The sequence below is a fragment of the Streptomyces sp. NPDC037242 genome, assembly GCF_055604165.1.
On the sequence record NZ_JBVJUY010000037.1, the window covers coordinates 40,469 to 64,707 of the forward strand.

A 24,239-nucleotide genomic window follows, 5' to 3' on the forward strand; every position below is an offset into this window, starting at 1 on the left:
CTCCGCAGGGGGGTCGCCCCCCCCTCAACGATCCGGAACAGAAACGGTTCTGCACACACGTCCGGATCCCTTGAACACCAACCGTCCTGTCACCCGCTCGTTGACCCAGGGACGGGGGATGCACACCCGCACCCAGCACTCCGAGCGTGCCGGGTGCGGGCCCCGCATCACACCGAGCGGAGGGCTCGGATCTGCCCGTGAGCGGTAGCGGGCAGACCCAGCCACGACCCTGGTGAAGGTCTGCCCGGATGTCCGGAGCGAGCACACCGCCCAGCGGGGATTCAGGGGGGTGTGTCGTGTCGCAGCGCGGCGGGATCAGTACCGCCGTCCTTCGCGACGAGACCGGCGACCCCCACGTCGTCACGAACGGTGCCGGATGTCGGGGTGCGGCCCCCGTCGCAGCCCTGATGGCCAGGGCCGCACCCCCGTACGCCGAACGTACCCCGACGGGAGCCGGCTCCACTGCACGGCGATCAAGTCCATGCCGAAGCGAGGGTTGCCATGGGCCGATCGCCGCACCGGCACCACGATCCCCGTAGGCGCCGTGCACAGGGATAACCAATGCCGCGGCCGCCGACCTTCACGCCTTCCACGACCACGTCTCGGCCCGTGATGACCTCACCAGCACCAAGTCACTGGAGAACCTCTCTCGGTTCCAGCAGGCGTCGAACTCCTCTCCGGCGGAGTAGCCGATCGAGGCGTAGTCGACCTCGACCCGCTTTCCCTTCACGGCATCGCCTGGGCAACGCATCGGCCTGCGCGCTTATCCATGCCAAGGGTGCAGGCCCCGAAAAGCCCGCCCTGCCACAGGGCATGAGCGGTGACGGATGGGTCACGGCCCGCGACGGCTCCGGCCGCTAGTCGTTGGGCAGGCCATGGAGCAGAGAACCGTTTCGGCGCCGAGGTGTTCCACCGATCCGGGCGCGGGTGGCGGATGGGCCTGGGATTCACCGATCTATGACGCCGTTGAGCGGCAGTGGCTCCAGGAGGGCCGGGAGGTTCCAACTCCGGGAGAATCCGCGAGAACGCGGATCTGCGCACACCGCTCCCCCGACCCGGACCTGTTCCACCGCGGCTGACCAAGCCCGGCTCGTCGAGCCTGCTTTACCCACAAGGACGGCAAAGGCCAGAACAGCGGTGCCGAGGCCGCGGGATGCACACGCACACTTCACACCCCGGGCCGGGGTGTGAAGTGCGTCCAGGTCTGTCAACGAGCCGGAACACCGGTTCCGCTCCCGACACCGGAAGCGCCGCAGACCGCCTCCGCCCCTCGTCTTCCTCGGCTGCGCAGCGGGTCTGAACGGCCTGACTCCCGTGCGGCACAATGCCCCCTGACGCCGCGGCTGGCGGATCGTTTCAGCGGACATGATCAACAGCCTCCGCTCAGAAGCGTCCGCCGCCGGCCTGCTGCCCTCCCCCACGATCGACGGCACACTCCGCCCACCAGGCCTGCTCACGCCACGGAACACAGCTGGTGCCCGAGGACCGGCCGGGTCTGGGGCGGGGGTGTGAGGGAGCGGGAGCGGTCGTTCTACTGGTGCCGGGCCTCCCGCCAGCCCCTCTGCGTAACCAGCACGGCCACCGCTTCGACGGCCCGGGACTGGGAGATCGACCACCAGCAGCCCGGGGGCCATGGATGACGAAGAGGAGCAGCGCCAAAATGTCACCTGTCGACCATCGGGTGACCGCTCTCCGCCGGGCGATTTGTCAGATCCCGGGGAAGGATGGGAGGGCGCTACGGCGACCAATCAGCCGCCGACGCACCCTCCCACATCACCCGAACCGCGCCGGAAGGGCATGTCACGGCCGCCACCACACCCAAGGCTCCGACTGCACCAGGGGTACGGTCCTGGTGGGGGATCCCGTATGCCACCACCGAGCGGTACCGTCGCCCCGCGGTCGCGGTTTTTGATCCGGACCTCCCCTATGACCGCAAGGGCGTCGTCTCCGTCCAGCCCGACAGCGGTGACTGGCTCGAAGCGGACAGCGGGATGGGCGAGGACTGCCTGAACCTGAACGTGTGGGCTCCGAGGAGCCGGCCAGGGAGGCGCTGCCGGTGGCCGTGTACATCCACGGCGGCGGATTCGAGTAAGGCGCGAACACGCAGATCACCTCGAACGCCGCTGGCCTCGCTGCGACGGGGCGCGTGGTGGGCGTGTCGATCAACTACCGGCTCGGCGCCCTGGGCACTCACTCACTCTCGCAGTATGGCGGGCGGCTCGCCGAGGCCAGCAACCTCTTCCTGCATGACGCCATCGCCGCGCTCACCTGGATCCAGCGGAACATCGCCCACTTCGGTGGGGATGGCGGTGTCTTCGTCGTAGTTGATGTCGAACGCATCCGTGTCGCCCGCCTCGGCGGCGGACACCGCGCACGCGGCCCGACCATCTCGGCGGCGACAAGGCGTACTCCTCCCGCCGCAACCGCCGCTACCTGCGACGACGCCAGATCAAGCACACCATCCCCGAACCGAAGAACCAGCGGGCCAACCACCAACGAAGGGGCAGCAAGGGCGGCCGACCCGCAGGCTTCGACAAGACGATCTACAAGCGAAGGAATGAAGTCGAGCGAACGATCAACGCGTTGAAGAACTCCCGGGCCGTGGCCACGAGGTTCGACAAGCGCGGCTATGTCTTCCACGGCACCGTCACCGTCGCCTCGATCCGACTCTGGCTGCGCCCGTGATCTCCACCGGATCTAGGGCGTGTTGCGAAAGTGGGAGCCGGTGCATTGCGGGGGGCGAGCAGGGGGACCGCGCGCCGAGCGGGCCGGACGGGCGTCCGGCGATAGGGTCCGGTGCCATGGCGGAACCCATTTACTACGTTGACCGCTCGGACATCCGCGAGGGCAAAATCGCGGAGGTCAAGAACGGGATGCGCGACCTGGCCACGTTCATCGAGGCGCGCGAGCCTCAGCTGATCGCCTACCACTTCTACATCGATGACTCCCAGTCCACGATGACCGTGGTAGCCGTCCATCCTGATTCGGCATCGATGGAGTTCCACATGGAGCTCGGCGGACCGAAGTTCCGCGAATTCGGTGCACTCATCCGCATGAGATCCATCGACGTGTACGGCCAGCCGAGCCCGGTGGTCGTGGACCAGCTCCGCCAGAAGGCCGAGATGCTCGGCGGAGGCACCGTCACCCTCCACACCCTGCAGGCGGGCTTCAGCCGGCTGCATTCCCCCCGGAACACCGGCTAAGGGTCTATTGCGAAAGTGGATCTTGGTCGTGAATGATCACGTTTCGTGGGACGTGGCGATCTGACAAACGGCCAGTGGGCCCGGCTTGAGCCGTTGCTGCCGCAGGGCATCAAGTCGGGCCGTCCGCCGGTATGGACTCGGCGGCAGTTGATAGACGGCATACGGTGGCGGGCCCGGACCGGTGCCCCGTGGCGCGACGTTCCGGAACGGTACGGGCCGTGGGACCGGGCCTATGACCTGTTCCGGCGCTGGCAGCGGGACGGGACGTGGGCCCGGATCGTGACTCAGCTCCAGGCGGAGGCAGATGCGAAAGGCTTGATCAGCTGGAACGTGAACGTCGACTCCACTGTCTGCCGGGCCCACCAGCACGCCGCCGGGGCGGTGAAAAAGGGGGACCTCCAGAAGGAATCGCCCGGCGGGGTGTTCGTCGAGCCGGCCGGCCACGGGCTCGGTCGCTCCCGGGGCGGGCTGACCAGCAAGATCCATCTCGCTGTCGAGCAGGGGCAAAAGCCCCTGGCTATCGTGATCACAGCCGGTCAGCGAGGTGTTTCCACTCAATTCGAGACGGTCCTGGAGGCGATCCGAGTGCCCCGGCTCGGCCTGGGACGGCCGCGCAAGCGTCCGGACAGAGTGCGGGCCGACAAGGCGTACGACTCCCGCAAGAACCGTACCTACCTGCGGAGACGTGGAATCAAGGCGACGATCCCGGTCCCTGCGGACCGGGTCCGAAACCGACAGAGGCTCGGCTCCGCAGGTGGACGGCCGCCGAAGTTCCACAAGACCGACTACCGCGAGCGTCACGCGGTTGAATGCGGAATCAATCGACTCAAACGTCACCGCGCGGTCGCCACGAGATACGACAAGCTCGCCGTCCGCTACGAGGCGACCGTGCTGGTCGCAGTCCTCAACGAGTGGCTGTGACCAGCACTTTCGCAACAGGCCCTAGTCGCCGGTCGTGCCGTCGAGCATCTCGCGCAGGATGTCCAGGTGGCCGTTGTGGCGAGCCGTCTCCTCGGTGAGGTGGAGGAGGATCCAGCGCAGGTCGACATGGAGACCGTCGCGGACGGCTCGCTGGGCCTGCTTGTCCAGGCCGTTCCCGGCGACCAGTTCGCGGTAGCGGGCGCTCTGTTCGGCGTATTCGTCGAGCAACTGCGTGAGCGGGAAGTCGACGGCGATGCGCATCTCTCGGTCGGGGTCCTCCTCGGTCCAGGGGCCCCGGTCTTCCTCGCCGAGGAAGACCACCTGGAACCAGTAGTACTCGACCCAGCGGAGGTGGTTGATCACTCCGCTCATGGTCATCAGCGGTGAGCCCGGCAGGAGCGCCTTGCGGGCGTTCTCCGCCGAGACGCCATCGCACTTGGCGCGGGCGGTGTCACGTGCGTAGTCGAGAAACGTGGTGAGCTGGGTGCGCTCGTCCCACGCGGGCGGCGTGTCGTCGATTCTTGTCATCGCGCGAAGCGTCCCCGATCACCGCGACCGATGTCGAGGCATTTAACGACGGGCCCGAACTGCCCCACCCAGCCCCTTGTCCGGTGGGTCGCCACAGCCAGTCAGCCGGTGGGCCGCCCGGCAAGATCCGCCGGACAGGCCCTAGACTCCATGGTCATCCGGCAACGGATGCCCATACGCCGCGGTCACAGGCACCCACCAGCACGCACCACCCCCTAGAGGCCACGCCATGACCGCATCCCTGCTGCTCGTCGACGGCCACTACCTCCTCCACCGCGCCTGGTACGGGTTCGCCGCCCGCATCACGAGCCGCGACAAGACCTCCGACCGCACCGGCGTCTTCGGCTTCACCGCGCTCCTACGCAAGGCACAGGTACAGCACGCCGACGGGTTCGAGATCTTCGTGGTCTTCGACTCCGAGAACGGCTCGCAGGCCCGCGCCGGACAGGACAGCGACTACAAGGCCCAGCGGCCCGCACCCGAACCCGGCCTGATCGAGTCCCTCGCCCTGGTCAAGCGCGCCCTCGACCACACGGGCGTCCGGTGGATCGAGCAGGACGGCTGCGAGGCGGACGACGTCATCGCCACCCTGCCCACGAGCGCCCGCGCCGAAGGCCGCGCGGTCGACATCATGACCACCGACAAGGACTACCTCCAGCTGCTGGCCGACCCCAGCGTGCGCCTGCTGAACACCGGCTTCGCCATGGAGCGCCGCTACACCGCAGGCGAGCACATCCTCCCCCGCTACGGCGTCCTCGCCGAGCAGTGGCCGGACTTCCGCGCCCTGATGGGCGACCCCGCCGACAACATCGGCGGCGTTCGAGGCATCGGCGCCAAGACCGCCGCCCGGCTCTTGGCCGACGGCCGCCGGCCGCCGGCCGCCGGCTGGAGTACATCCCCGCCGACGAACTGCGCCCGGCCTGGACGGCGCAGTGGCAGCAGGTCCTGTGCCGGCGCGAGATGATCAAGCTCGACACCAAGACCGACCTCCCCGACGGCCTCCTCGCCGCCACCCCCACTGCGCCGCTGCCCACGGCTGCGCACGTCCTGGAAGCGCTGGACCTGTGGTGACGGCCAAGGTTGCGATATGGGTCCTCCACGACCCGCAGGCCATTGTCGAACTCCGCGGCCAGATCACCGCCCGTGCCCACGACAGCGCCCGGACCGCACAAACACTGGAGCACATGTGGAGAACCGACTGAGAGCGCATCTTGGCAGCTGACCAGGCCACCGCAGCGGTCTGAACGGCCCGATTCCCGTGTGGCCCAATGCCCCGTGACATCAGGGGTGACCTTGGCCAGGAACCCCTCGGCGGCCAGCGCGCGCCCAGGCCCGCCCACGGCGCTCCCGCAGCAGCGGCGAACCAGGGCAGCAGCCCGGCAGTTACCACCCATAGGACCCACACGCAAGTCCTCTAATATCACTTAGTGGGCATATTGGAATAAGAGGCCTAACAGTAGTTACTGTCTGGCCTGACACTGCCGGTCGACGAACGGACACCGCATGACCAGCGCCTCGAACTCCCTTCCCGTGAACGCCCGTCGCCCGCACACCCGGTTGGGCGGCCGGATCGCCGTCCGGGCCGCCGGCGCTGCTCTGGCGCTGCTCGGCCTGGCCGGCCCGCTCGCCGTCGCCGGGCCGGCCGACGCGGCGGCCGCCTCCGCCGCGGCGTATCCGGAACTCACCTCGATCAGCCCCTCCGAGGGCCCGATGGCAGGCGGCATCACCTTCACCGTCAACGGCAGCAACCTGCTGGGCACCTCCCCGACGGCAACGAAGATCGACTTCGGCTTCGGGCACCTCGCCACCGACGTGACCTGCACCGCGACCTCCTGCACTGGCAAGACCCCGTCAGGCGGAGAGGCGAGCAGCTACTCGACCAACCTCATGGTGTCGGTCGACAACGCCCCGTGGAGCGTGACCGACGTCTACTACACCTTCCGCATCCCGCCCACGATCACCGGGCTCAGCCCCAGCACCGGCCCGTCGGCGGGCGGCAACTGGGTGACTCTCACCGGTACGGGCCTGAACGGCACCGACAGCGTCTCCTTCGGCAGCAACTACGTCGCCTACGGCTCCTGCTCCTCCGACACGACCTGCAGCATGCAGGCCCCGGCCGGAACCCGCGGCATCGTGGACGTCAAGGCCCACCACCAGGGCGGCTGGAGCACCCCCACCCCCGCCAGCCGCTACGCCTACGACGCACCGACCATCACCGCGATCAGCCCCAGCACCGGCCCCACCGCCGGCGGCAACAAAGTCACCCTCACCGGCACCAACCTCACCGGCGCCACCATCACCTTCGGCCCCGGCCGCAACGCCACCGCCGTAACCTGCACCGCTACCAGCTGCACCGTCACCGCCCCGGCCGCACCCGCCTCCAAGGTCAACATCCAGGCCACCACCAACGCGGGCACCAGCCCCGCCAACAACAACCAGAACCTCTACCTCTACCAGTGACCCACCCACCACACTGACACCTCCCTGACCAGCGCCCCAGCCTGCCGGCCGACAGGCCACGGCAGAAATACGAAGCTTCCGGTGGCGGACCGGCCCCCTGTCCGTTCCACCACCGGGAAGCCATGAGTTCCCGTTGACAGACAGGCCGGCAACGGCTATTCCGTCAGACGCCGGGGCCAGCGACGGTCCGCCGCCTCCAGGCATCCCGGCATGTTCCTCCCGGTCCGGGCTGCCCCTGTGTGAGAACACGCCGTCGCCGCAGGTCGGGTCGCCGACGCCCGTGCGGTCGAGCAGCTCACGGAGCGCGTGCAAGCGGCCGGGCCCCCGGCAACGGCGACTCCGAGGTCGCCGCGATCACCCGGCCTGAGCACCAAGACCATCCACTCCGACGTCACCGCCGGACGTATCACTCCCAAGATCGAGCTGCACAGACGGTGGTGGTGGACCTGCGAGGCTGCCGAGGCCCGCGCGGTCCGACCCGCGCAGTAAAAAAGGCCGCACCCCCGGCGCCACCGACCATGACACCTCTGGCAGGACGTCCTTCACGACGCCGACGATCGCGGCGCGCGCGAGCCGGCCCACGCCGAGCTACTCCAAGGCCTTCGCGCCGTCGCCGAGGTCCAGATCTCGAGGCACGCTCAGGCCCTCCGCCAGCGGGCTCCAGGACCTGGCAGCAGCTTGGTCGCTCCATGACAGCCATGATCAGCGCCAAGAGTCAGCGAGAGCAGGCACAACCGTCACACGCGGGCTGACGCCCACCCGCTGCCACCAGACCACACATTTCACACATCGGGGCATCCAACAGCAGACGCCGGACCGCATCCAGCTGTAGTCATCACGGAAGCGCGGTCACAGTCGTGAAATCGGCTGTGGCGGATATTTCGTGCCGCAAGATGTTGATTTCTCACGACGCGGCTGCGCGGAGCGGCTGGGGCAGCCATCATGATCTGCCATGGACATGTCTGACCTCACTGCGGTTCTGGCCCTGCTCGGCATTCCCATTAGCGTGATTCTCGCCCGATGGCAGATGCGTACCGCCTTACGTCAGTCGGAAGCATCCCACCGGACGGCGTTGGACGTGGCGGAGGCAGCGCGTCAGTCTGCGGTGGCTGCGGCGGAAGCGAACCACCGTAGCGCCTTGGAACTCGCGGATGTCAGCCACCGCAGGGCGCTGGAGGCCGCGGAGGCGAACCATCGCAGAGCGTTGGAGCTTGCGCGCAATCAGGCGGAGGCCGACCGTATCCGCTGGCTCACCGAAGCGCGCCGTGCCGAGTACCGGCTTTTCCAGAACTCGTTGGCACAGTTTCGTCGCGCCTTGTTGGCTCGCGATCTTGTCGTCAGTGAAGTGGAGGACGCGTTCAACGAGGTCCACCACGCGCAGCTTGTGATCCATTCGGTGGGACCCGAAGAGGTGCAGGCCATCGCGTTCCACATCACCGGGCTGTGCAGGGTGATGACGTTCATGCGGCTCCGGAGGGCCGCGTTACCCCCGCTGGACGATCGGGAGGCGTGGTGGAGCCAGGTGCGCCCGCTCCGGGCTGAGCTGCACGAGGTAGTAAAGGGCGTCCTTGAAGATCCTTGGGTGGCGGATATCTCGTGACGGTCATGGCGGCTGGGCGAGGACGAGGGTTCGCAGGAGAGCGAAGGAGGCCCGTCCGTAGGACCTGCGTTTGATGAGTTTGATGCGGGTGACTTGGCCTTCGACGGCGCCGGAGCTCCAGGGCAGGGTGAGGCCATTGACGACGGCGTCCCAGTCGTTCTGGAGGAAGGCGGCGAAGACCTGGACCGGCTGTGGTCCGTGGTCGAGGGCTCGGGTCATCCAGCCGGTGAGGTCCTGACCTCGGCGTTCACGGGCGATGGCGCTGAACTCGTGGGCGAGATCGCGGGCGGTGGCTAGCTCGGGGCAGGCGTCCAGGATGCTGCCGAGCTGGTCGCGCTGGCTGTCGGTCAGGGTGTCGGGATGGCGCATGACCCAGGTTGTGATCCGGCGTGGGCTGGGGATCGGCCGTGCGGGTTCGGGGGCGGCGGTGCCGGCGCGAAGGGTCGCGATGTACTTGGTGACCACGACGCGGCTGCCGCGGTAGCCACGTTCGCGGATCTCGCGGAAGAGGGCCGCAGCGTTGGTCGCGCCGCCGCGGAAGCGATGTTGCAGGTAGGGCTTGAAGCGGTTGATGTGGCCGTTTGGACGGCGTTCGCGAGCCGAGGCGAGGATCTGGTCGAGGTCGGTGGTGAGGTAGTGCCGGACGGTCTTGCGGTCCCGGCCCAGGCGGTCGGCGATTCGGCTGATCGTCCAGCCACGTTCACGCAGTTGGTGGATGTCGGTGTGCCACTGACGGACGCGGGCCAGAAGCTGGCCGTCTGGTGGGTCGCTCGGCTCCGGCGGCCCGATCAACGCCGCCAGGGACACGGGATCCGACGGCTCCAGGGGCTGGTCCGTCCCGTCGGTCTCGGCATCTTTGCGCAGGCAGACGCGGTGCTGGTGAGCGGTCCGTTCGACGGCACGGGCGAGCGAGTGGAGCAAGTGCCACCTGTCTGCGACCTGGATCGCGTCGGGCGCCGCGCGGGCGGCGGCCTGACTGAAGGTGCTGCACCGGTCCCGGCAGATGACCTCGATCTCGGGGTGGTCGGCGAGCCAGGAGGCGACGGTGTCCGCGGTGCGGTCGGGCAGGAGGTCGATGGGCCGTCGCGTTTCGACGTCGATGAGAACGGTGCCGTAGGTCGCACCCCTGCGGAACGCGAACTCGTCGATCCCCAGCACCCTGACATGGGCGGATGCTGGGTCCGGAAGTCGCCGGAGTTCCCCGAGGATCACGTCCCGACTCGTCCGCAACGGCAGGTAGCCGGCGAGCCGGGCACCGGCCCGGCCGCCGACGGCCAGCCCGATCGCCTGCACCATCAGGGCGAGGGCCGTGGTTCGGCGCCGGTACCGCGTGGTCAGCCCCGGTAGCTGTTCCGCCGTCGTCCGGCGGGAGCACAGGTCGTTGTCGCAGAAGAACCGGCGGATCCGCAGGCACAGCAGCACCCGCCGCCCGCCCAGCGGGCGGTCGGTCAGGCGCCGTATGTACGTGCTGTGCACGCGTGAGGCGGTCACACCGCACGAGGGGCATGCCACCGTCTGCTGCCGGGCATGCAGATCAATCCACACCGCGTCCACAATGACGCCCACTGCGTCGATGCTCAGCCCCTCAACGTCGGGCCACACCAGATCCCAGAACTGTTCGTCCCCCACGAACACCATGCTGATGAACGGACATTGCCGATCATGACCGATGTTTAGAACCGACCGTCACGAAATATCCGCCACAGTCGTGAAATCGGCCCGTACTGCTCTTCGTTCCCCACTCGGTTGCTGTCGGCAAACGACGGCCAGGGCTCGGGCGGGTGCGGAGGTGGCTACTTCGGCGGATGTGCAGCAGCGGCTTTCTGCCCCCGTTGCAGCCAGTCGTCCAGGACGTGGTCGTCGAGGACTTCTCCTGCCACGATGACCCAGCCCTTCGAGATCCGGCCGCGGACCTCGAAGGGCCGCGCGCCGGGCTGGGCGAGGGCCTGCGGGGCATCGTCCGGGGCGACTCGTACCAGCAGGTCGTCGCCGACCACGCCGACCGCCGTGTTTCCCCTCACCGTGAAGACGAGTCCGCCGAACATCTTCTTCGCGACGACCGCATCGCCCTCCTCCAGCAGCTCCCCGACCCGCTCCGCCAGCACCTCGTCATACGCCATGGCCATCACGCTACCCACGCACTACGACACCCGCCCGCGCAACCCCGCCACAAGCCATATAGGACACCACTTGTCCTATATGGCTATTACGGTCGATTGCAGAGGGCGAAACCGCCACATCCGACCCCCATCAGAGGAGAAGACCATGGTCGACGCACATGCCGACGACGCCGTGGGCGGCAAGGTCCTGTCGCACGCGATCTGGGCCGAGGACGGAGGCGCGCTCGCCAAGTTCTACGCCGCCGCCCTGGGCACGCAGGTCTCCGAGCCGTACCGGGACGAGGACGGCAATCCCGCGGCGTTCCCCGTGTGGGTCGGCGACATGATGTACGTCTTCTGGTCCGCCACGACGTTCAAGGCCCCGGCCTGGCCGAGGGACGAGCTCGCCTTCCACATGGACATCAGGTTCGACGACGTCGAGGCGGCGGAGGAGCGGCTCCTCGGGCTGGGCGCCACCAAGCCCGCCCACCAGCCGGGCGGGGACCACTGGACCGTCCTGCTCGACCCCTCCGGCCAGCCCTTCTGCATCAGCAGCACCCGCTGACACAGCCGTCAGCCGTTCAGAGCGGCTGCTCTCACCACAACGGCGGCCCCCGGAGTGCACGCCCGCCCCAACCGGCGGAGAAAGAAGCCGCGGGGCACCCGGCGTATGCCGGCCCCTGCGCTCGCACCCTGGTGAAGACCGCCCCCACCCGACCATGGAGGATTCATGCCATTCGCCCCCTGCCTGAGTGTCAAGGACACCGCGGCCAGCGTCGCGTTCTACAAGCAGCTCGGCTTCGACGTCGATTCCAGCACCGCCAAGCCCGGCGACGACATCCACATGCTGCTCTACCAGGGCGGATTCTGCGCCATGCTCTACAGCAACGCCGACCTGAAGAACTGGCTGCCCAGCCTGGCCGACACCCCCATCGGCTTCGCCGGCATGTTCTACCTCGGCGTGGACGACTTCGACGGTGTGCACGACCACGTCGCCCAGCATGCCGAGATCATCAAGGACACCGGCACCGACCACACCGGCCAGCGCATGTTCTACTTCCGCGACCCCGACGGCTACGTCATCGGCATCAACGACCAAGCCGCCCTCCAGGCCAGCGAACTCGGCAAATACGCCTGACCCGGGCTCCGGACATCAGAAGGGCCCGAGCCCTGAACGCGGACGAGCTCGTCGTCCACCTCGACCTGACCTTCGCTGACGTGGAGGCCGTCGGGCGGCGTCTGGTCGGCCCGGTGCCACCAAGCCGGCCCACCAGACGCCGCTCGGCGGTAGGCACCGGACGGTGCTGCTCGACCCTTCGGGCTGGCCCTTCTGCATCAGTGCCTCCGGCAAGAACGGGTGAGGCACCCCCTGGTCCGCGCAGTGCAGCGGACAGACGGGGATCGAAACATCAGGGTACGGACCGTGCTCCGATCACCATCTTTGAGCGAACAAGGAAAGACCCACATGAACCACGACGAAGGCAAGGCTCTGGCGGGGAAGGTGGCCCTGGTCACCGGGGCCAGCCGCGGCGGGGCCCGGGCCATCGCCGTCGAGCTCGGCCGGGCCGGGGCCACCGTCTACGTGACCGGCCGCACCACCCGCGGCACAGCGGGCGAGTCGGCCCGCCCGGCCGAGACCGTCGAGGACACCGCCGAACTCGTCACCGCCGCAGGCGGCCAGGGCATCCCCGCCGTGGTCGACCACCTCCAGGCGGAGCAGGTGCGGGCGCTCGCCGAGCGCATCGACCGCGAACAGGGCCGGCTGGACATCCTGGTCAACGCCATCTGGGGCGCGGAGCACCTCGTAGAGCGCGGCAAGAAGATGTGGGACTGCGACCTCGACAACGGCCTGCGCATGCTGCGGCTCGGCATCGAGACCTACTACGTCACCAGCCACCACCTCCTGCCGCTGATGATCCGCCGGCCCGGCGGCCTGGTGGTGGAGCTCACCGACGGCACCGAGGAGTTCAACAGCGGCCACTACCGTGCCCCCTTCGCCTTCGACCTCGCGAAGTTCGCGCCGTTCCGGATGACGTGGGCGCTGTCGCAGGAGCTGAAGGAGTACGACTGCACGGCACTGGGCCTGGCCCCGGGCTGGATGCGTACCGAGGCGATGCTCGACGCGTTCCACATCACCGAGGACAACTGGCGCGACGGCTGCAAAGTGGACCCCACGTTCGCCATCTCCGAGACCCCGCTGTTCACCGCCCGGGCCGTCACCGCACTCGTCACCGACCCGGACGTGGCCCGCTTCACCGGCAGCTCCCTGTCCGTCGGCACCCTGGCCGGGCAGTACGGCTTCACCGACGCCGACGGAACGGCCCCCGACTCCGTCCGCTACTTCCAGGACTACATGCGCACCGGACAGGCACCCGACCCCGACGACTACCGCTGAACACGCCTGGGAACCCGGCCGGACGAAGGACATCACCATGACTCCCGAGGACATCGCAGAGCTCGCCCTTGCGTTGCCGGAGGTGACGGAGGAGGAGCCCTACGGTCCCAACAGGCCCGTCTACAAGGTCGGCGGCAGCATCTTCGCCATGCTCGGCGCAGCCACCAGGACCCACCCCGATCAGCTCACCGTCAAGTGCGAACCCCAACTCGCCCTGCACCTGTGCGAGCAGCACGCGGCCGTACGCCCGTGGTACAAGGGGCGCCGCTGGCACTGGCTCACCGTGCACCTGGACGACGCCACGATGCCCGACGAAGACCTCACCGACATGCTCCACCACGCCTGGGACTGCGTGGTAGCAGACCTGCCAGCAGCCACCCGCGACCGGCTGCGCACCCTTGGCCAGGGCCTGTAAAGGGAAGGAACGGTGTAACTCCGATCATGGAGGATTGCACCTGTGACCAGCGAGAGCATAGCCATAGCGCCTGAGGCTAAGGCCTCGTCGGCGGCTGTCGATGACCGGTTCCTGAACGAGCTCGTGGCCCGGGCTCAGGCCGAGGGGCTGCAGCTGACGGGTGAGGGCGGTCTGCTGCAGCAGCTGACGAAGCGGCTGCTGGAGTCCCCTCTCGAAGGCGAGATGACGGACCATCTCGGCTACGACCGGCACGATCCCGCGGGCAAGAACGGCGGCAACTCGAGGAACGGCAAACGCTCCAAGACCGTGGTGGCCGACGTCGGCCCGGTCGAGATCGACGTGCCGCGGGACCGCGAGGGAGCGTTCGAGCCGCAGATCGTGAAGAAGCGTCAGCGCCGACTGACCGGCGTCGACGAGATGGTCCTGTCGCTGTCGGCGAAGGGCCTGACCCACGGTGAGATCTCCGCGCATCTGGCCGAGGTCTACGGAGCTGAGGTCTCCAAGCAGACCATCTCGACGATCACCGATTCGGTGATGGAGGGCATGGCCGAGTGACAGGCCCGCCCGCTCGACCGCGCTTGAGTTCTATCGGTGGTTGCGAACGTTTCCGGAGAGGGATGTTCGGATGCCCAGATACGCCCCCAACAGGATGCCGACCTCGGTGAACACGAACCGCCAGTCACACCGCTGTCCGCTTGCCCGCAGAAGGCAACTGCCAAAATTCTCAATACATCTGCGGGGCTCTCATCCAACTTGCGGCACCACAGGTCGAACCTCCTCCAGCACCCGAATCAACCCATCAGGGGGCGTCTCATCGACCTGCAGCATCACAGGTCAGAGAGATGGCAAGAGACGGCCGTACCGCAACATGCATGAGAACGCACACTCGTCGTTCGCGGTCGCTATAGCCGTAGAGGGCCTCACCTGGGACACTTCAGTGCTTGACGAGGAGATCAGATGGTCTACACAGAACCCATGGCGCGAGCCGTCGTGGAACCGGCCGTACGCGAGCTGATGCACCAGTGCGCTAACGGCCAGGAGCCCTCCACAACGGTTACCTTCCGCGGAGACGGCTTCAACATGTGTGCCCACGTTCGGGTATGTCTGACGGTGCCCGGACAGGTCAAGGTCTCGCTGGCCTGTTGGGTCGTCAACATGGACACAGCCCGCTACTTCGGCAGCAACCCACCGAGTGAGGACGAAACCCGTCTGCCCCCAGAGGGCACAGCCACGCCGGACGGGTCACTCACCAGCCGCGTGATCGGCCACCTGGCCACCCGTATGAACGCTCTCGATACCCCTCAACCGGAGCATGCCGGGCACCTCGCAATCACCGTCCCCCTCACCTCCCCATAGCAGCCGATCACCCTGCTGTCCGGGCCGCCGGTGCCAAATAGCCTGCCGATTCGGTGACAACTACGGTGCTTTGCCGCCTCAGAAGCACAGTTCATTCACCCTTGGCGGTGACAAGTAGCGTGCTTCGGCACACGTCAGCGGGTGGCCGCGAGCGCGGCCGCGGCCTCAGCGTGCGTCATGCCCCGGGCCCGGCGCCGCACCGAGCTCCGGCCCACCTTCGCGAAGTCGACCGGCGCTGGCGAGGCAGATCCGGTGCGGGGATGGTGTGGCCGCCGGGGCGCGGGAGTGCTCATCAGGGCCTCGCATTCAATGTCGGGATTGATGATGGCCCGCCGTCCAGAGCGCTTCTCCGACGGACCGTCACACGGTTTATGGCAGACCTGAAATTCCGTGGTTCTCAAACTGGATATCCAGGGTCAGGACGTCCGTGAAATTTGCCTCCAGGCCCGCACGTCGAGTGCCCCAGTCCGTGAAATAGGACTCGGTTATGGCCGCGACGATCGGATGCAGCTCTTCCTCCGTCGCACCCTCCTCCTGGAGCTGGAGGATCTGGGCAGCGTCTGGGTGAGATCGCCGTGCTCACGAACCGCTGACGGCCGTCATCCGAGCTGCCGCGCGCGGCGAACCCGAAGTAGGCGGTGCACTCGACCCACATGCCCCCAGAGGTGGCTGCACGCTCCCGTCCTTGTGCTCTGACCTGCGACTGCCCCTCCGACGCGGTCTCCTCCGTCAGGACGGCCTGGAGCCGCTTCTGCGGGGTGGTGATGGGCCCTGAGCGGTAGCGTTCCACGGTGCGCCGGGAGACGCCCAAGCGCTCGGCCAGCGCCTTGGTCGAGCCCTTCGCCCGCGTGAGGAGGAATTTCATCTGTGCTTTTGCGGATTTCGGCGCGGGCCGGGTGACGGTGGCGCGTGTAGGGTCCCGAACCGCGTGTCATCTTCCGCGTGGCGATGTCATCTCGATGTCCGTTTCGACACGGTTGTGATATCCATGCCTTCCGCGCTGGGACTTCGCCTCTTCGTGTACGGGACTCTGCTGGCTGCCATCTGTGCGTACAGACCGCGGCAGGACCCAGCGGCCGACGGTCGACCGGACCGCCTGGCACAACGCGGGTGGAGGTCCGATGGGGACAGCGGAGCCGGCGACACGTCACCCGGTGGCGCCCGGCCGGGCGCCACCGGGGTTTTGGCGATCAGCGGTTCGGGCGATCCCGGCGGATCACCGGATCACTTGGCCTCCAAGTCGCTCCTGATCATGGACACCGCGGAAGCCAGGATGCCGATGGCCCTCTGTACCTCGCGGATGCCCTCGTTGGTCTGGGGCTCGTCCTTCTGGTCGACCCCGGCGACACACGCATTGCTTCCGTGCTCGAAGTCAGTAAGGGCTTCCGCCCAGAAACCCTTGGCCTTCTCGCTCGGAGGGGTGCCGTACTTCTTCGCCTTGGCCACCGCTGCCAGCAGCTCCTGACAAGCGGTGCGCTTGTCGTCCATCACTTGCATGCTCGCTGTGTTGACCTGGCTCGAGCTGTCGGACAGCGCCTTGACCCTGTCGTCACCCCCCGAAGACCACCAGTCCTCCAACTCCTCGGCCGGGGTCGAGGAGCAGCCGACGAGCAGCACTCCGGTGGCGACGGTAGCAGTGGCGACAGTGAGCAAGCGGACGCCGAAACGCATGGAACCCCCTATGTTCGAATCCCATTGATGTTGCCAGGAACCACCTTGCCGGGTAGGGCCAACGCGCGAACTGCCCATCGCAAGCGCTCCCGCTGCCCAGCGGCGGCCTCCTCCGGTCGGCGAGGCCTTCTCGACGACATCGACGCGACCCGAACCGCTTTCTCCGCGGCGTCCACAGCTTCTACCGCCGGTACTTCGCCAACGGCATCGACGCCGCTGGACACCGCGTACACCGGGCGTTCCTCGCGTCCGTGCGCGTGCTCGGGGAAGGCGTCGACATCACCGGGGAACGCGGGGTGGAGGCCGTGTGCTTCGCGGTCACCCGCGGCTCCTAGGTCGAAATCGTCCAGAACATCGGCCGCGCGCTCCGCCTCAACCGCGACGGGACCACCAAGGTCGCCCGCATCATCGTGCCCGTCTTCCTCCACCCTCGTGAGGACCCGAAGGACATGGTCGCCTCCTCCAGCTACGCCGGACTCGTCGCCATTCTCCAAGGCCTCCGCTCGCATGATGAGCGCCTGGTCGAGCAGCTCGCTTCCCGCGCCCTCACGAGCGGGAAGCGCCAGGTTCACCTCCAGCGCGACCAGAACGGCCGGATCGTCGGGGCCGGTGGCGAGGGGGAGAACGAGGACCAGGGGGACGGCGCTGACGCCGCCGCTGAATCGGCGCTGCTCCACTTCTCCAGCCCCCGCGATGCCGCAACGATCGCCGCGTTCCTGCGCACCCGCGTCTACCGGCCCGAATCGCTCGTGTGGCTGGAGGGCTACCAGGCCCTACTCAGGTGGCGGACCGAGAACGAGATCACCGGCCCGTACGCCGTCCCCTACGACACCGAGACCGGGGTCGGCATCACCCCGAACCTCCCCCTTGGCCGATGGGTCCACCAGCAGCGCAAAGCCCTGCGCACCGGGGAGCTGGAGGAGCGGCGCCGGATCCTGCTGGACGCTCCGGACGCCGGGATGGTGTGGGAACCAGGCGAGGAAGCCTGGGAAGCCAAGCTGGCCGCGCTGCGCGCCTACCGGAAGGCCACCGGCCACCTCGCCCCGCGCCAGGACGCCCAATGGGGCGAGGACGACACCATGGTGCCCATCGGGCAATACATGGCCAACCTACGGCGCACCGGCGCCAAGAACGGACTCGGGAAGGACGAGGACACCGCCACCATCCGGGCCGCGCAGCTCGCCGCGATCGACAAGGACTGGAACTGCCCCTGGCCACTCGACTGGCAGCGACAGTACCGCGTCCTCGCCGACCTGGCCGAGGCCGACGGGCACCTGCCCGACATCGCCCCCGGCGTCCTCCTCGGCGGCGACGACCTCGGCTGGTGGCTGATGCAGCAGACCCAGCCGGCCAACTGGGCAAGGCTCCTGCCCCGAGCAACAGGAACGGCTCACCGCGATCGGCGTACAACCCACCCAGACCCCGCCTCCCGCCCCCACCACCGCACGCACGGCGAAGGAGCCCAGCAAGGCACAGCAAGCCTTCCAACGCGGCCTGACAGCCCTCGCGCAGTGGGTAGAGCGGGAAGGCGCCCACCGGCCGGTACCACGCAGCCACGGCGAACAGATCGCGGTCGAGGGCGAGGCCGAGCCGGTGATCATCAAGCTCGGCGTACGGGTCTCCAACACCAAGACCCGACGCAACAAACTCACCGCCGACCAGCACGCCGCCCTCACGAAGCTCGGTGTGGACTGGGCCTGACACGCCCCCTAGCACCGTCGCGAGGCGAGGCCAGGTGTGGGTTAGACCGCCTGGTTGGTCCGCCCGGCCCTCGGCCGCCTGGTCGTGGTCGCGCCCGTAGTAGATCCGCCTGGCAACCGGCCCCTTAAGCCTCCGGGTCCAGGCCCGTCGGCCCTCCCAAGGCGGGTCCTGACACGGACCCCGACGCCGGGGGCAGGCAGTCGGCTGGAGCCGGGTCCGTGCCGTCCAGGGCAGGGGCCAGGCCCAGGTCGGACCGCATCGCACTGCGCATGCCCACCCAGCGCTGCGTGATCAAGAGGAGCTCGGCATGGATCTCCTCGAACGAGCCGTCCGGCTCCGGAATTCCATCCGCCAGCCGCATCGTGCGGGCATGCGCGCCCGCGATGACCTTCGTCATCAGGTCCAGTTCCGCGAGCACGCCATCGGAGGCGATCATCTGCGCCTCCGCGAAAGCGGTGTGGTGACCGCTCCTCGCCTCCTCGACCGCCGCCCGGTCCGCCGCGGTAACCTGCCCCCGGTAGACCGCCCACAGGAAGTTCATGAGGGCGATCCGGTAGCGGCGGTACGCAGCGTTGGCCGCCGTATAGCAGTCGCGGCGGCGGGAGAGGTCCGTCAGCTCCTGCTCCCTCAGCCATCGTGTGTGGGCGTCACGCTGCTCCCGATCGAACTGTGCCGCCTGCACCCGCGCCAGCATCCGCTGCGACACCACCGTCGCCAGAAGCGTCCCCGCCACACCGACCACGGCCGCCCCCAGCGCGATCACCCCGCTGTCCATGTTGATCCCCCTGCCACACCGCGGTTCCCCGGCCACCCCTGGCCATCCTCCTGCGCGGCACCCGGCTCCGGGACCCTTTCGGGTGGATCCACAACTGGCAGCGCCCACTACGCCCAGCTCATGAGGGCCCACCGCGAGGAGATCGCGGTCGAGGGCAAAGCACGGCCGCTCGTGGTGAAACTGGGCATGCGGATCTCAAACACCGAAAGCAGGCGCGACAAGCTCACCGCCGACCAGCTCGCCGCCCTCGCGAAGCTGGGCGTGGACTGGGCGTAACAGGCTGAGTCGAGATGCACGGCCTACCGCGGTCACGGCCTACCGCGGACTGGTCCCCCCACCCCACACGCACAGGTAGATCTGCACGTACGGCACTTCCCCTCCCTCGATGGCACCACACGGTCCCGCGCGGCCACACCCATCGAGCTACGGGCCCACACGCCCCTGCGCCGAACCTCGCAGGGAACCCACGACCTTCGCCCGCCCGACACGCCTACCGACCCGTGCACCAGGCTCACGCCGGGCGCGGCAGTCCGGGTGGGTGCACTGACAAGCCCTGGCGGCCGGGTCATCGGATCAGGGGGCGAACCGCTCATGCGGGCGTGAAGGTCGCATGCCAGCGCGGACGTTGCTTGGGCGGGGTGATCCACAGCGGCCGCAAAGCGAATGTCGCCGGGGTGCGCGCCACCCCGCGGAGGGTGCGCGGGGTGTAGGCCCGGCTGGACTGCTCGTTGCCGAAGGCGTCGAACCAGCTGTCCTCGCGGCGCCGAAACGTCACAAGGTCAGCCAGCCACAACCGTTCGGCCGGGACGTCGATGATGGCGATGTCAGTGTCCACGCTGCGATGGAGGAAGCGGACCTCTTCGGGGACGCGACATTCCTCGTCGTCGTCCATGGTCAGCAAGCCGGGCACACGAGAGCCAGTGAACACCCACAGCGTGGAAAGGTATCCGGCGGCGCGGTCGGCTCGTTCCCGTCGGATGATCTCTGCGGTGCTGATCGCGGATGCCTGCACTTCAATGGCGATGTCCACGAGTCCGGCCCTGCCGGGGACACTGACCGCGACGTCGACCCGGCGCCGGTGCTCCGGATGGGCGCGTTCGACTGTGACTGTGTAGCCGAGGGCACGGAACTCCCGGGCGAGCAGGACCTTAGCTGCCAGGTGCTCGGGGGATTCGGGCTCGGTGGCCGCGGGGCAGGCCGCACCGGGGGCGTGGGCGAAGTGTGCGATCTTGACTCGGCCACGCTTCAGGACGACGGAGTGATGGCAGTACGGGCAGCGGTACCCGCCGGGGTCTGGGGCGAAACGAGGGTCGGCTTCGACACGGCCACCGGTCGCGTCCAGAGCTACGAGCACGGATTCCCCTCCAAGGTCCGGGTGTTCGGCGAGACAGGGTCACCAGCTGGCACTGAACCGGCCAGTGCATGCTGCCCACCATCGCGCGCCGGTATAACTGCCGGAGCTACCCTGTCTCGGTCCCTCAGCTGACGAACATCATCGGCAACCGGAACAGCAACTGCCGGGTGTTCCTGGCCACCGCGGCCGTGGCCGGCACCACCCCGATCTTCGGACTGCCGACCGCACAGCCGCCCACTCCGCGTCCGTCATGTCCGACGGATACCGCCGCACCCGATCGGGATGATCGGCCGCGTTCCCGTACATGTGCGCGAGGCAATCACACGATCGTGTAGCCGAGTTGAACTGAACGGGTTCGGACGCGTAGAACAACGACACCGGGGCCTCCCGGCACTGCTCGGTCAGATTCGCAACCCCGAGCTACCGAGAGGGCCTGCCTTCATGCGCGTACAACGGGAAGATCATCCGTGTGGGAAGCCTGGTCGAGTCGAACCGCACATTCCGTGATCGGTTGCAGCATCACAGGTCAGAGAGATGGCAAGAGACGGCCGTACCGCAACATGCATGAGAACGCACAGAAGGCGGTGGCGGCGGGCACGACGAAGCGCTGCTCGCCATCGAACGGCGTGCCCACGCACTGGAGGCGTACGCGGAGCAGACCCGTCAGGCCGACGCCCTCCACACCCGGTGGCTGCGCCAGCAGACCGCATCGGAGCCCGGGCCGGGCCCCAGCGAAGTCCTCGCCCGCACCCCGGCCCACGAACTGGCCGCCGCCGACACCGACACCATGACCAGCCAGGCCCACGCCCTCACCCGCGCCCTTCAAGCCCAGCTCGACACCCAAACCTGACCGACCCCGCCGCTACGCTCAGCGCCAGCCCCGCCCAGGCCCGCGAGCCGCGAGCCGCGACCGGCAAAACCCAGACCACCCCACCCCACACAGAAGAAAGTCTGGGCACTCACCGGCCTGAAACCGGCCGGTGGCCAGCACGAACGTCACCCGAGCACGATGACCGCTTCCCCCCATGACTCCCCTCCTTGAGTTCCCCCCACCTACCCCTCCCCCGACACCCCCCATGCTTCCCCACATGTTGCCGAAGACCTCTGCTGAACCCGGCCTGGGCATGGTGAGCGCCGGGCGTCCCCGGCTCTGGCCACGCGTCGAAGAGACCCGGATCCGAAACGACCGGACCACCACCGTCACCCCCGCACAAGGACAGCTCCCCCTCCAGGTCACCGGCATCCCAGACGGCCTCGCCCTGCCCCTCCCCACCCCCGAAGACGACACCAGCCCCGACAGCGGCAACTCCCACTGGGCCGACCAACTACTCCGCGTCATCGAGCCGCCACCCAGCCCGTGGGAACCCTGATCACCATCACACCCGGCAACCACACCCGCACCACCGGCTTCACCATCCACCCACTCACCGGCGACGCCCCCTAATCCAACCCCGGCTGCGCCCCCTACCCGACTCACTCGTCTTCCCCCAGCAACCCATCCCCGCCTCCTGGGCCACCCCACGCTCCCCCACCGACACCAAACACTGACACCCTGCAGGAGTGCACAGCGCCGGTCCGGACACACCGCCACAGGCAAGCGGCGCCTCCCCGAGGCTGGAACATTGCCCCGCCCAGGCACTGGTCGAGATGGCGGTACCGCGCGGCAAGGGTGGCGAGTGCGGGGCTGCAGCGCGACCGCGCCGCCGGCCCTCAGGCGATGTCGCCACTCCAGCCGCGAGCTTGAGGGTGATCCACGCTCGATGATCACCCTCATCAGCCGAAAACTCACCACCGAATTTCCGTAACGGCAACTACAGAAAGAACCCAAACCTCCCCATCGCAGGTCAGAGGCGTGCGAGTTGGCTGGTGAGTACCGCCGCTACCTGCCTGAAACCGCCCTGAACACAACCAACCGCGCTGCCCGGCACCAGCGTTCCGGACTCCCCTCATGCGATGCCGCGCGGACGGCAGCGGCCTGTAAAAGGAACCGAATCCGGCACCTCCGTGCATCTGCCGCATGATCCTCTTGGTGCGGGTGTTGACGCCTTCGGTGCGGCCGTTGTGGTAGGGCAAGGTGAGGACGGAGTCCACGGCGGCCCGGTCGATTTCGAGGCCGTTGGTGAGGCTGCACAGGTGGGGCAGGTCGACGGCGCGGGCGGCCGTGATCCACTCGGCGAGTTTCACGTCGTTGCCCTCGGCCGGTTTCAGCAGGGCGGCGAAGCCGCGTACGAGATCGGCGAGTGCGGACATCTCCGGGCAGGCCGCCATGATCTTCTCCAGCAGGGCCGTTTCCTTCGGGCGCAGGTTTTCGGGGTCGGTGAGCAGGAGGCGGCCGGCGTGACGTGGGGTTGTGGCGGGGCGGTAGCCTTCGCGCGGCCCTGGTTGAGGTAGCGGACCAGGAGGTTCGCGCTGCCGGTGTAGCCCAACTCTCGGATCTCTTCGAGGAGGTGGGTGACCGGGACGGCCGGTTCCTCGGCACGGCGCTGGCGCAGGTGGTCGCGGTAGGGGTCGACGAGGGTGGGCCGGTAGGCGGGGCGATGCGCAGGGCCTGGGGTTCGGGCATGCGGGCGTAGCCTTTGATGGTGCTCAGGGCCAGGTTCAGGCGGCGGGAGCAGTCGAGCAGGCCGACGCCTTGACCGAGGAGCTCGTGGATCTTGTTCCAGCGTTCGCGGGTAGTCTGCTCGCGTACTCCGCCGGGGCGGGATGGGTTGATGGTGGCCCAGCAGCCGGCGTGCGCGCGGACCTCGAGCTGGGCTTTGTCGCATAGATTGCGCCAGAGGTGCCAGCGGTCGCTAACCTGCACCGCGTCGGGCAGGGCGCGGCGGATGACCTCGGCGTAGGTGGCCGAGCCGTCCCGGCACACGACCTCGACCCCGGGATGTTCTCGCAGCCAGGACTCCAGGGTGGCCCTCTCGCGGTCGGGTAGGACCGCGACGCGTCTGCTGGTTTCGACATCCGTGATGATCGTGGCGTAGCGGTGGCGGCGGCGCAGGGCGAAATCGTCCACGCCGATGACCCGCGGGATCGCCTGCTGCGGCTGCGGCAGGCGTCGCAGATGACGCAGCGCGGTGCTGCGGGAGACGGGCACGGCCAGCAGGCCGGCGAGGCGTGCGGCCGCCCGGCCGCATAACTCCCGTGCCACCTGGGACATCTGCCAAGCAAGCCGCACCGTGCGGCGCTGATGGCGCTGCAGCAGTCCGGGAATCTGCTCGCGGAAGGTCTGCCGCCGACAGCCCAGGACCGGGCAAACCAGCCTCCGTACACGCAGGTGGAGAACCACCTGACGGCCGTCGACCGGCACATCCTTCACCGTTCGGCGGTGATACCCGTGCACCTCCGCCGTCGGCATCCGGCACGCCGGACACGGCACCGCCACATCCCGCGTGCGGCCCGTGACCACCACCGCGTCACCACCGTCCACCACGTCCTCGACGACGAGCACCGACAGCCCGGAAAACACCGTCCCCATAAGGGAGTTGACATCCATCACAAGATCATGATCGCGGATGGCTACTCGGCGTCACCACCGACTACGGGCCAGAGCCAAGAAACTGACACTCCCGCCGGGGCCACCCGACCGAACGAAGTGCAGTCCCGTGACAACACACGGCCATCCAATTGCGGACTGTCTAGTTGATCTAATCCAATACGATTGTCGGCGCGCCCCCTCTGAAGCTCGCCTTTACAACGCCCGGCGCAGGGCAGAGCCGTTCGAAATGGAGTATGCGTGAGCAAAATTGTTAGGTCGACGGTCGGCGTCT

General features: G+C 68.1%; 21 protein-coding genes and 5 pseudogenes. 17 read left to right on the forward strand and 9 right to left on the reverse strand.

Going from position 1 to position 24,239, the window contains the following annotated elements; translation table 11 throughout:
- Window positions 1–580: 580 nt before the first annotated feature.
- Window positions 581–730, reverse strand: coding sequence for a hypothetical protein (locus ACZ7GJ_RS32465; protein WP_470756727.1), 150 nt, complete (start codon window positions 728–730; stop codon window positions 581–583).
- 1,425 nt (window positions 731–2,155) lie between these two features.
- Between ACZ7GJ_RS32465 and ACZ7GJ_RS32470 the strand changes: the two are divergent.
- The 4 genes and pseudogenes from ACZ7GJ_RS32470 to ACZ7GJ_RS32485 all read left to right on the forward strand — a co-directional run.
- A pseudogene (locus tag ACZ7GJ_RS32470) lies at window positions 2,156–2,245 on the forward strand (hypothetical protein); the annotation flags it as partial.
- A gap of 84 nt (window positions 2,246–2,329) precedes the next feature.
- Window positions 2,330–2,685 (forward strand): annotated as a pseudogene (locus ACZ7GJ_RS32475) (transposase); the annotation flags it as partial.
- Window positions 2,686–2,801: 116 nt separating this feature from the next.
- Window positions 2,802–3,203, forward strand: coding sequence for a hypothetical protein (locus tag ACZ7GJ_RS32480; RefSeq protein WP_470756729.1), 402 nt, complete (start codon window positions 2,802–2,804; stop codon window positions 3,201–3,203).
- A 45-nt stretch (window positions 3,204–3,248) separates the two neighbouring features.
- The gene (locus tag ACZ7GJ_RS32485) at window positions 3,249–4,124 is read left to right on the forward strand and encodes an IS5 family transposase (RefSeq protein WP_470756731.1); all 876 of its coding nucleotides are present in this window, start codon (window positions 3,249–3,251) and stop codon (window positions 4,122–4,124) included.
- A 21-nt stretch (window positions 4,125–4,145) separates the two neighbouring features.
- Here ACZ7GJ_RS32485 and ACZ7GJ_RS32490 read toward each other — a convergent pair whose 3' ends face one another.
- A complete protein-coding gene (locus ACZ7GJ_RS32490; protein ID WP_401453595.1) occupies window positions 4,146–4,652 on the reverse strand; it encodes a DinB family protein in 507 nt (168 codons plus the stop codon).
- Window positions 4,653–4,881: 229 nt separating this feature from the next.
- On the opposite strand from ACZ7GJ_RS32490, the gene ACZ7GJ_RS32495 reads away from it, so the two are divergent.
- The 4 genes from ACZ7GJ_RS32495 to ACZ7GJ_RS32510 all read left to right on the forward strand — a co-directional run bounded on the left by ACZ7GJ_RS32495 (window position 4,882) and on the right by ACZ7GJ_RS32510 (window position 8,712).
- Window positions 4,882–5,616: a 5'-3' exonuclease gene (locus tag ACZ7GJ_RS32495; protein ID WP_470756733.1), complete on the forward strand. Its 735-nt coding sequence runs from the start codon at window positions 4,882–4,884 to the stop codon at window positions 5,614–5,616.
- A 103-nt stretch (window positions 5,617–5,719) separates the two neighbouring features.
- On the forward strand, window positions 5,720–5,854 hold the full coding sequence (locus tag ACZ7GJ_RS32500; RefSeq protein ID WP_470756735.1) for a hypothetical protein: 135 nt from the start codon (window positions 5,720–5,722) through the stop codon (window positions 5,852–5,854).
- A gap of 301 nt (window positions 5,855–6,155) precedes the next feature.
- Window positions 6,156–7,112 carry an IPT/TIG domain-containing protein gene (locus ACZ7GJ_RS32505; RefSeq protein ID WP_470756736.1) on the forward strand — a complete coding sequence of 319 codons (957 nt, stop codon included), beginning with the start codon at window positions 6,156–6,158 and terminating at the stop codon, window positions 7,110–7,112.
- Between the two features lie 952 nt (window positions 7,113–8,064).
- Entirely contained in the window at window positions 8,065–8,712 is a 648-nt protein-coding gene (locus ACZ7GJ_RS32510) for a hypothetical protein (RefSeq protein WP_470756738.1), read from the forward strand.
- A 3-nt stretch (window positions 8,713–8,715) separates the two neighbouring features.
- Here the strand turns inward: ACZ7GJ_RS32510 and ACZ7GJ_RS32515 are convergent, their stop codons facing one another.
- Window positions 8,716–10,350 carry an ISL3 family transposase gene (locus ACZ7GJ_RS32515; protein WP_470756740.1) on the reverse strand — a complete coding sequence of 545 codons (1,635 nt, stop codon included), beginning with the start codon at window positions 10,348–10,350 and terminating at the stop codon, window positions 8,716–8,718.
- Between the two features lie 155 nt (window positions 10,351–10,505).
- Window positions 10,506–10,832: a TfoX/Sxy family protein gene (locus ACZ7GJ_RS32520; RefSeq protein WP_470756742.1), complete on the reverse strand. Its 327-nt coding sequence runs from the start codon at window positions 10,830–10,832 to the stop codon at window positions 10,506–10,508.
- A 145-nt stretch (window positions 10,833–10,977) separates the two neighbouring features.
- Here ACZ7GJ_RS32520 and ACZ7GJ_RS32525 point away from each other — a divergent pair, with 145 nt between their 5' ends.
- From ACZ7GJ_RS32525 to ACZ7GJ_RS32550, 6 genes and pseudogenes are all read left to right on the forward strand, one after another.
- Window positions 10,978–11,376 (forward strand): VOC family protein, encoded by a 399-nt coding sequence (locus tag ACZ7GJ_RS32525; RefSeq protein WP_470756744.1) that lies wholly within the window; start codon window positions 10,978–10,980, stop codon window positions 11,374–11,376.
- 165 nt (window positions 11,377–11,541) lie between these two features.
- Complete coding sequence (locus tag ACZ7GJ_RS32530; protein ID WP_470756746.1) at window positions 11,542–11,949, forward strand: VOC family protein; 408 nt, start codon at window positions 11,542–11,544, stop codon at window positions 11,947–11,949.
- 327 nt (window positions 11,950–12,276) lie between these two features.
- Window positions 12,277–13,206 carry an SDR family oxidoreductase gene (locus ACZ7GJ_RS32535; RefSeq protein WP_470756748.1) on the forward strand — a complete coding sequence of 310 codons (930 nt, stop codon included), beginning with the start codon at window positions 12,277–12,279 and terminating at the stop codon, window positions 13,204–13,206.
- A gap of 37 nt (window positions 13,207–13,243) precedes the next feature.
- Window positions 13,244–13,621: an MmcQ/YjbR family DNA-binding protein gene (locus ACZ7GJ_RS32540; RefSeq protein ID WP_470756750.1), complete on the forward strand. Its 378-nt coding sequence runs from the start codon at window positions 13,244–13,246 to the stop codon at window positions 13,619–13,621.
- Window positions 13,622–13,684: 63 nt separating this feature from the next.
- A pseudogene (locus tag ACZ7GJ_RS32545) lies at window positions 13,685–14,173 on the forward strand (transposase); the annotation flags it as partial.
- A 405-nt stretch (window positions 14,174–14,578) separates the two neighbouring features.
- A complete protein-coding gene (locus tag ACZ7GJ_RS32550) occupies window positions 14,579–14,977 on the forward strand; it encodes a hypothetical protein (protein WP_470756752.1) in 399 nt (132 codons plus the stop codon).
- A gap of 397 nt (window positions 14,978–15,374) precedes the next feature.
- On the opposite strand, the gene tpg is transcribed toward ACZ7GJ_RS32550, so the two are convergent.
- The gene (gene tpg / locus ACZ7GJ_RS32555; protein ID WP_470756754.1) at window positions 15,375–15,842 is read right to left on the reverse strand and encodes a telomere-protecting terminal protein Tpg; all 468 of its coding nucleotides are present in this window, start codon (window positions 15,840–15,842) and stop codon (window positions 15,375–15,377) included.
- A gap of 359 nt (window positions 15,843–16,201) precedes the next feature.
- Window positions 16,202–16,648: a hypothetical protein gene (locus tag ACZ7GJ_RS32560; protein ID WP_470756756.1), complete on the reverse strand. Its 447-nt coding sequence runs from the start codon at window positions 16,646–16,648 to the stop codon at window positions 16,202–16,204.
- Window positions 16,649–16,836: 188 nt separating this feature from the next.
- On the opposite strand from ACZ7GJ_RS32560, the pseudogene ACZ7GJ_RS32565 reads away from it, so the two are divergent.
- Window positions 16,837–18,349: pseudogene (locus tag ACZ7GJ_RS32565) on the forward strand (helicase associated domain-containing protein); the annotation flags it as partial.
- A 124-nt stretch (window positions 18,350–18,473) separates the two neighbouring features.
- On the opposite strand, the gene ACZ7GJ_RS32570 reads toward ACZ7GJ_RS32565, so the two are convergent.
- Entirely contained in the window at window positions 18,474–19,124 is a 651-nt protein-coding gene (locus ACZ7GJ_RS32570; RefSeq protein WP_470756758.1) for a hypothetical protein, read from the reverse strand.
- 120 nt (window positions 19,125–19,244) lie between these two features.
- On the opposite strand from ACZ7GJ_RS32570, the gene ACZ7GJ_RS32575 reads away from it, so the two are divergent.
- The gene (locus ACZ7GJ_RS32575) at window positions 19,245–19,400 is read left to right on the forward strand and encodes a hypothetical protein (RefSeq protein ID WP_470756760.1); all 156 of its coding nucleotides are present in this window, start codon (window positions 19,245–19,247) and stop codon (window positions 19,398–19,400) included.
- Window positions 19,401–19,713: 313 nt separating this feature from the next.
- Here the strand turns inward: ACZ7GJ_RS32575 and ACZ7GJ_RS32580 are convergent, their stop codons facing one another.
- Window positions 19,714–20,478: a competence protein CoiA gene (locus ACZ7GJ_RS32580; protein WP_470756762.1), complete on the reverse strand. Its 765-nt coding sequence runs from the start codon at window positions 20,476–20,478 to the stop codon at window positions 19,714–19,716.
- Window positions 20,479–21,566: 1,088 nt separating this feature from the next.
- On the opposite strand from ACZ7GJ_RS32580, the gene ACZ7GJ_RS32585 reads away from it, so the two are divergent.
- Window positions 21,567–21,848, forward strand: coding sequence for a hypothetical protein (locus ACZ7GJ_RS32585; protein ID WP_470756764.1), 282 nt, complete (start codon window positions 21,567–21,569; stop codon window positions 21,846–21,848).
- A gap of 619 nt (window positions 21,849–22,467) precedes the next feature.
- Here the strand turns inward: ACZ7GJ_RS32585 and ACZ7GJ_RS32590 are convergent.
- Window positions 22,468–23,965, reverse strand: a pseudogene (locus ACZ7GJ_RS32590) (ISL3 family transposase); the annotation flags it as partial.
- Window positions 23,966–24,239: the final 274 nt, after the last annotated feature.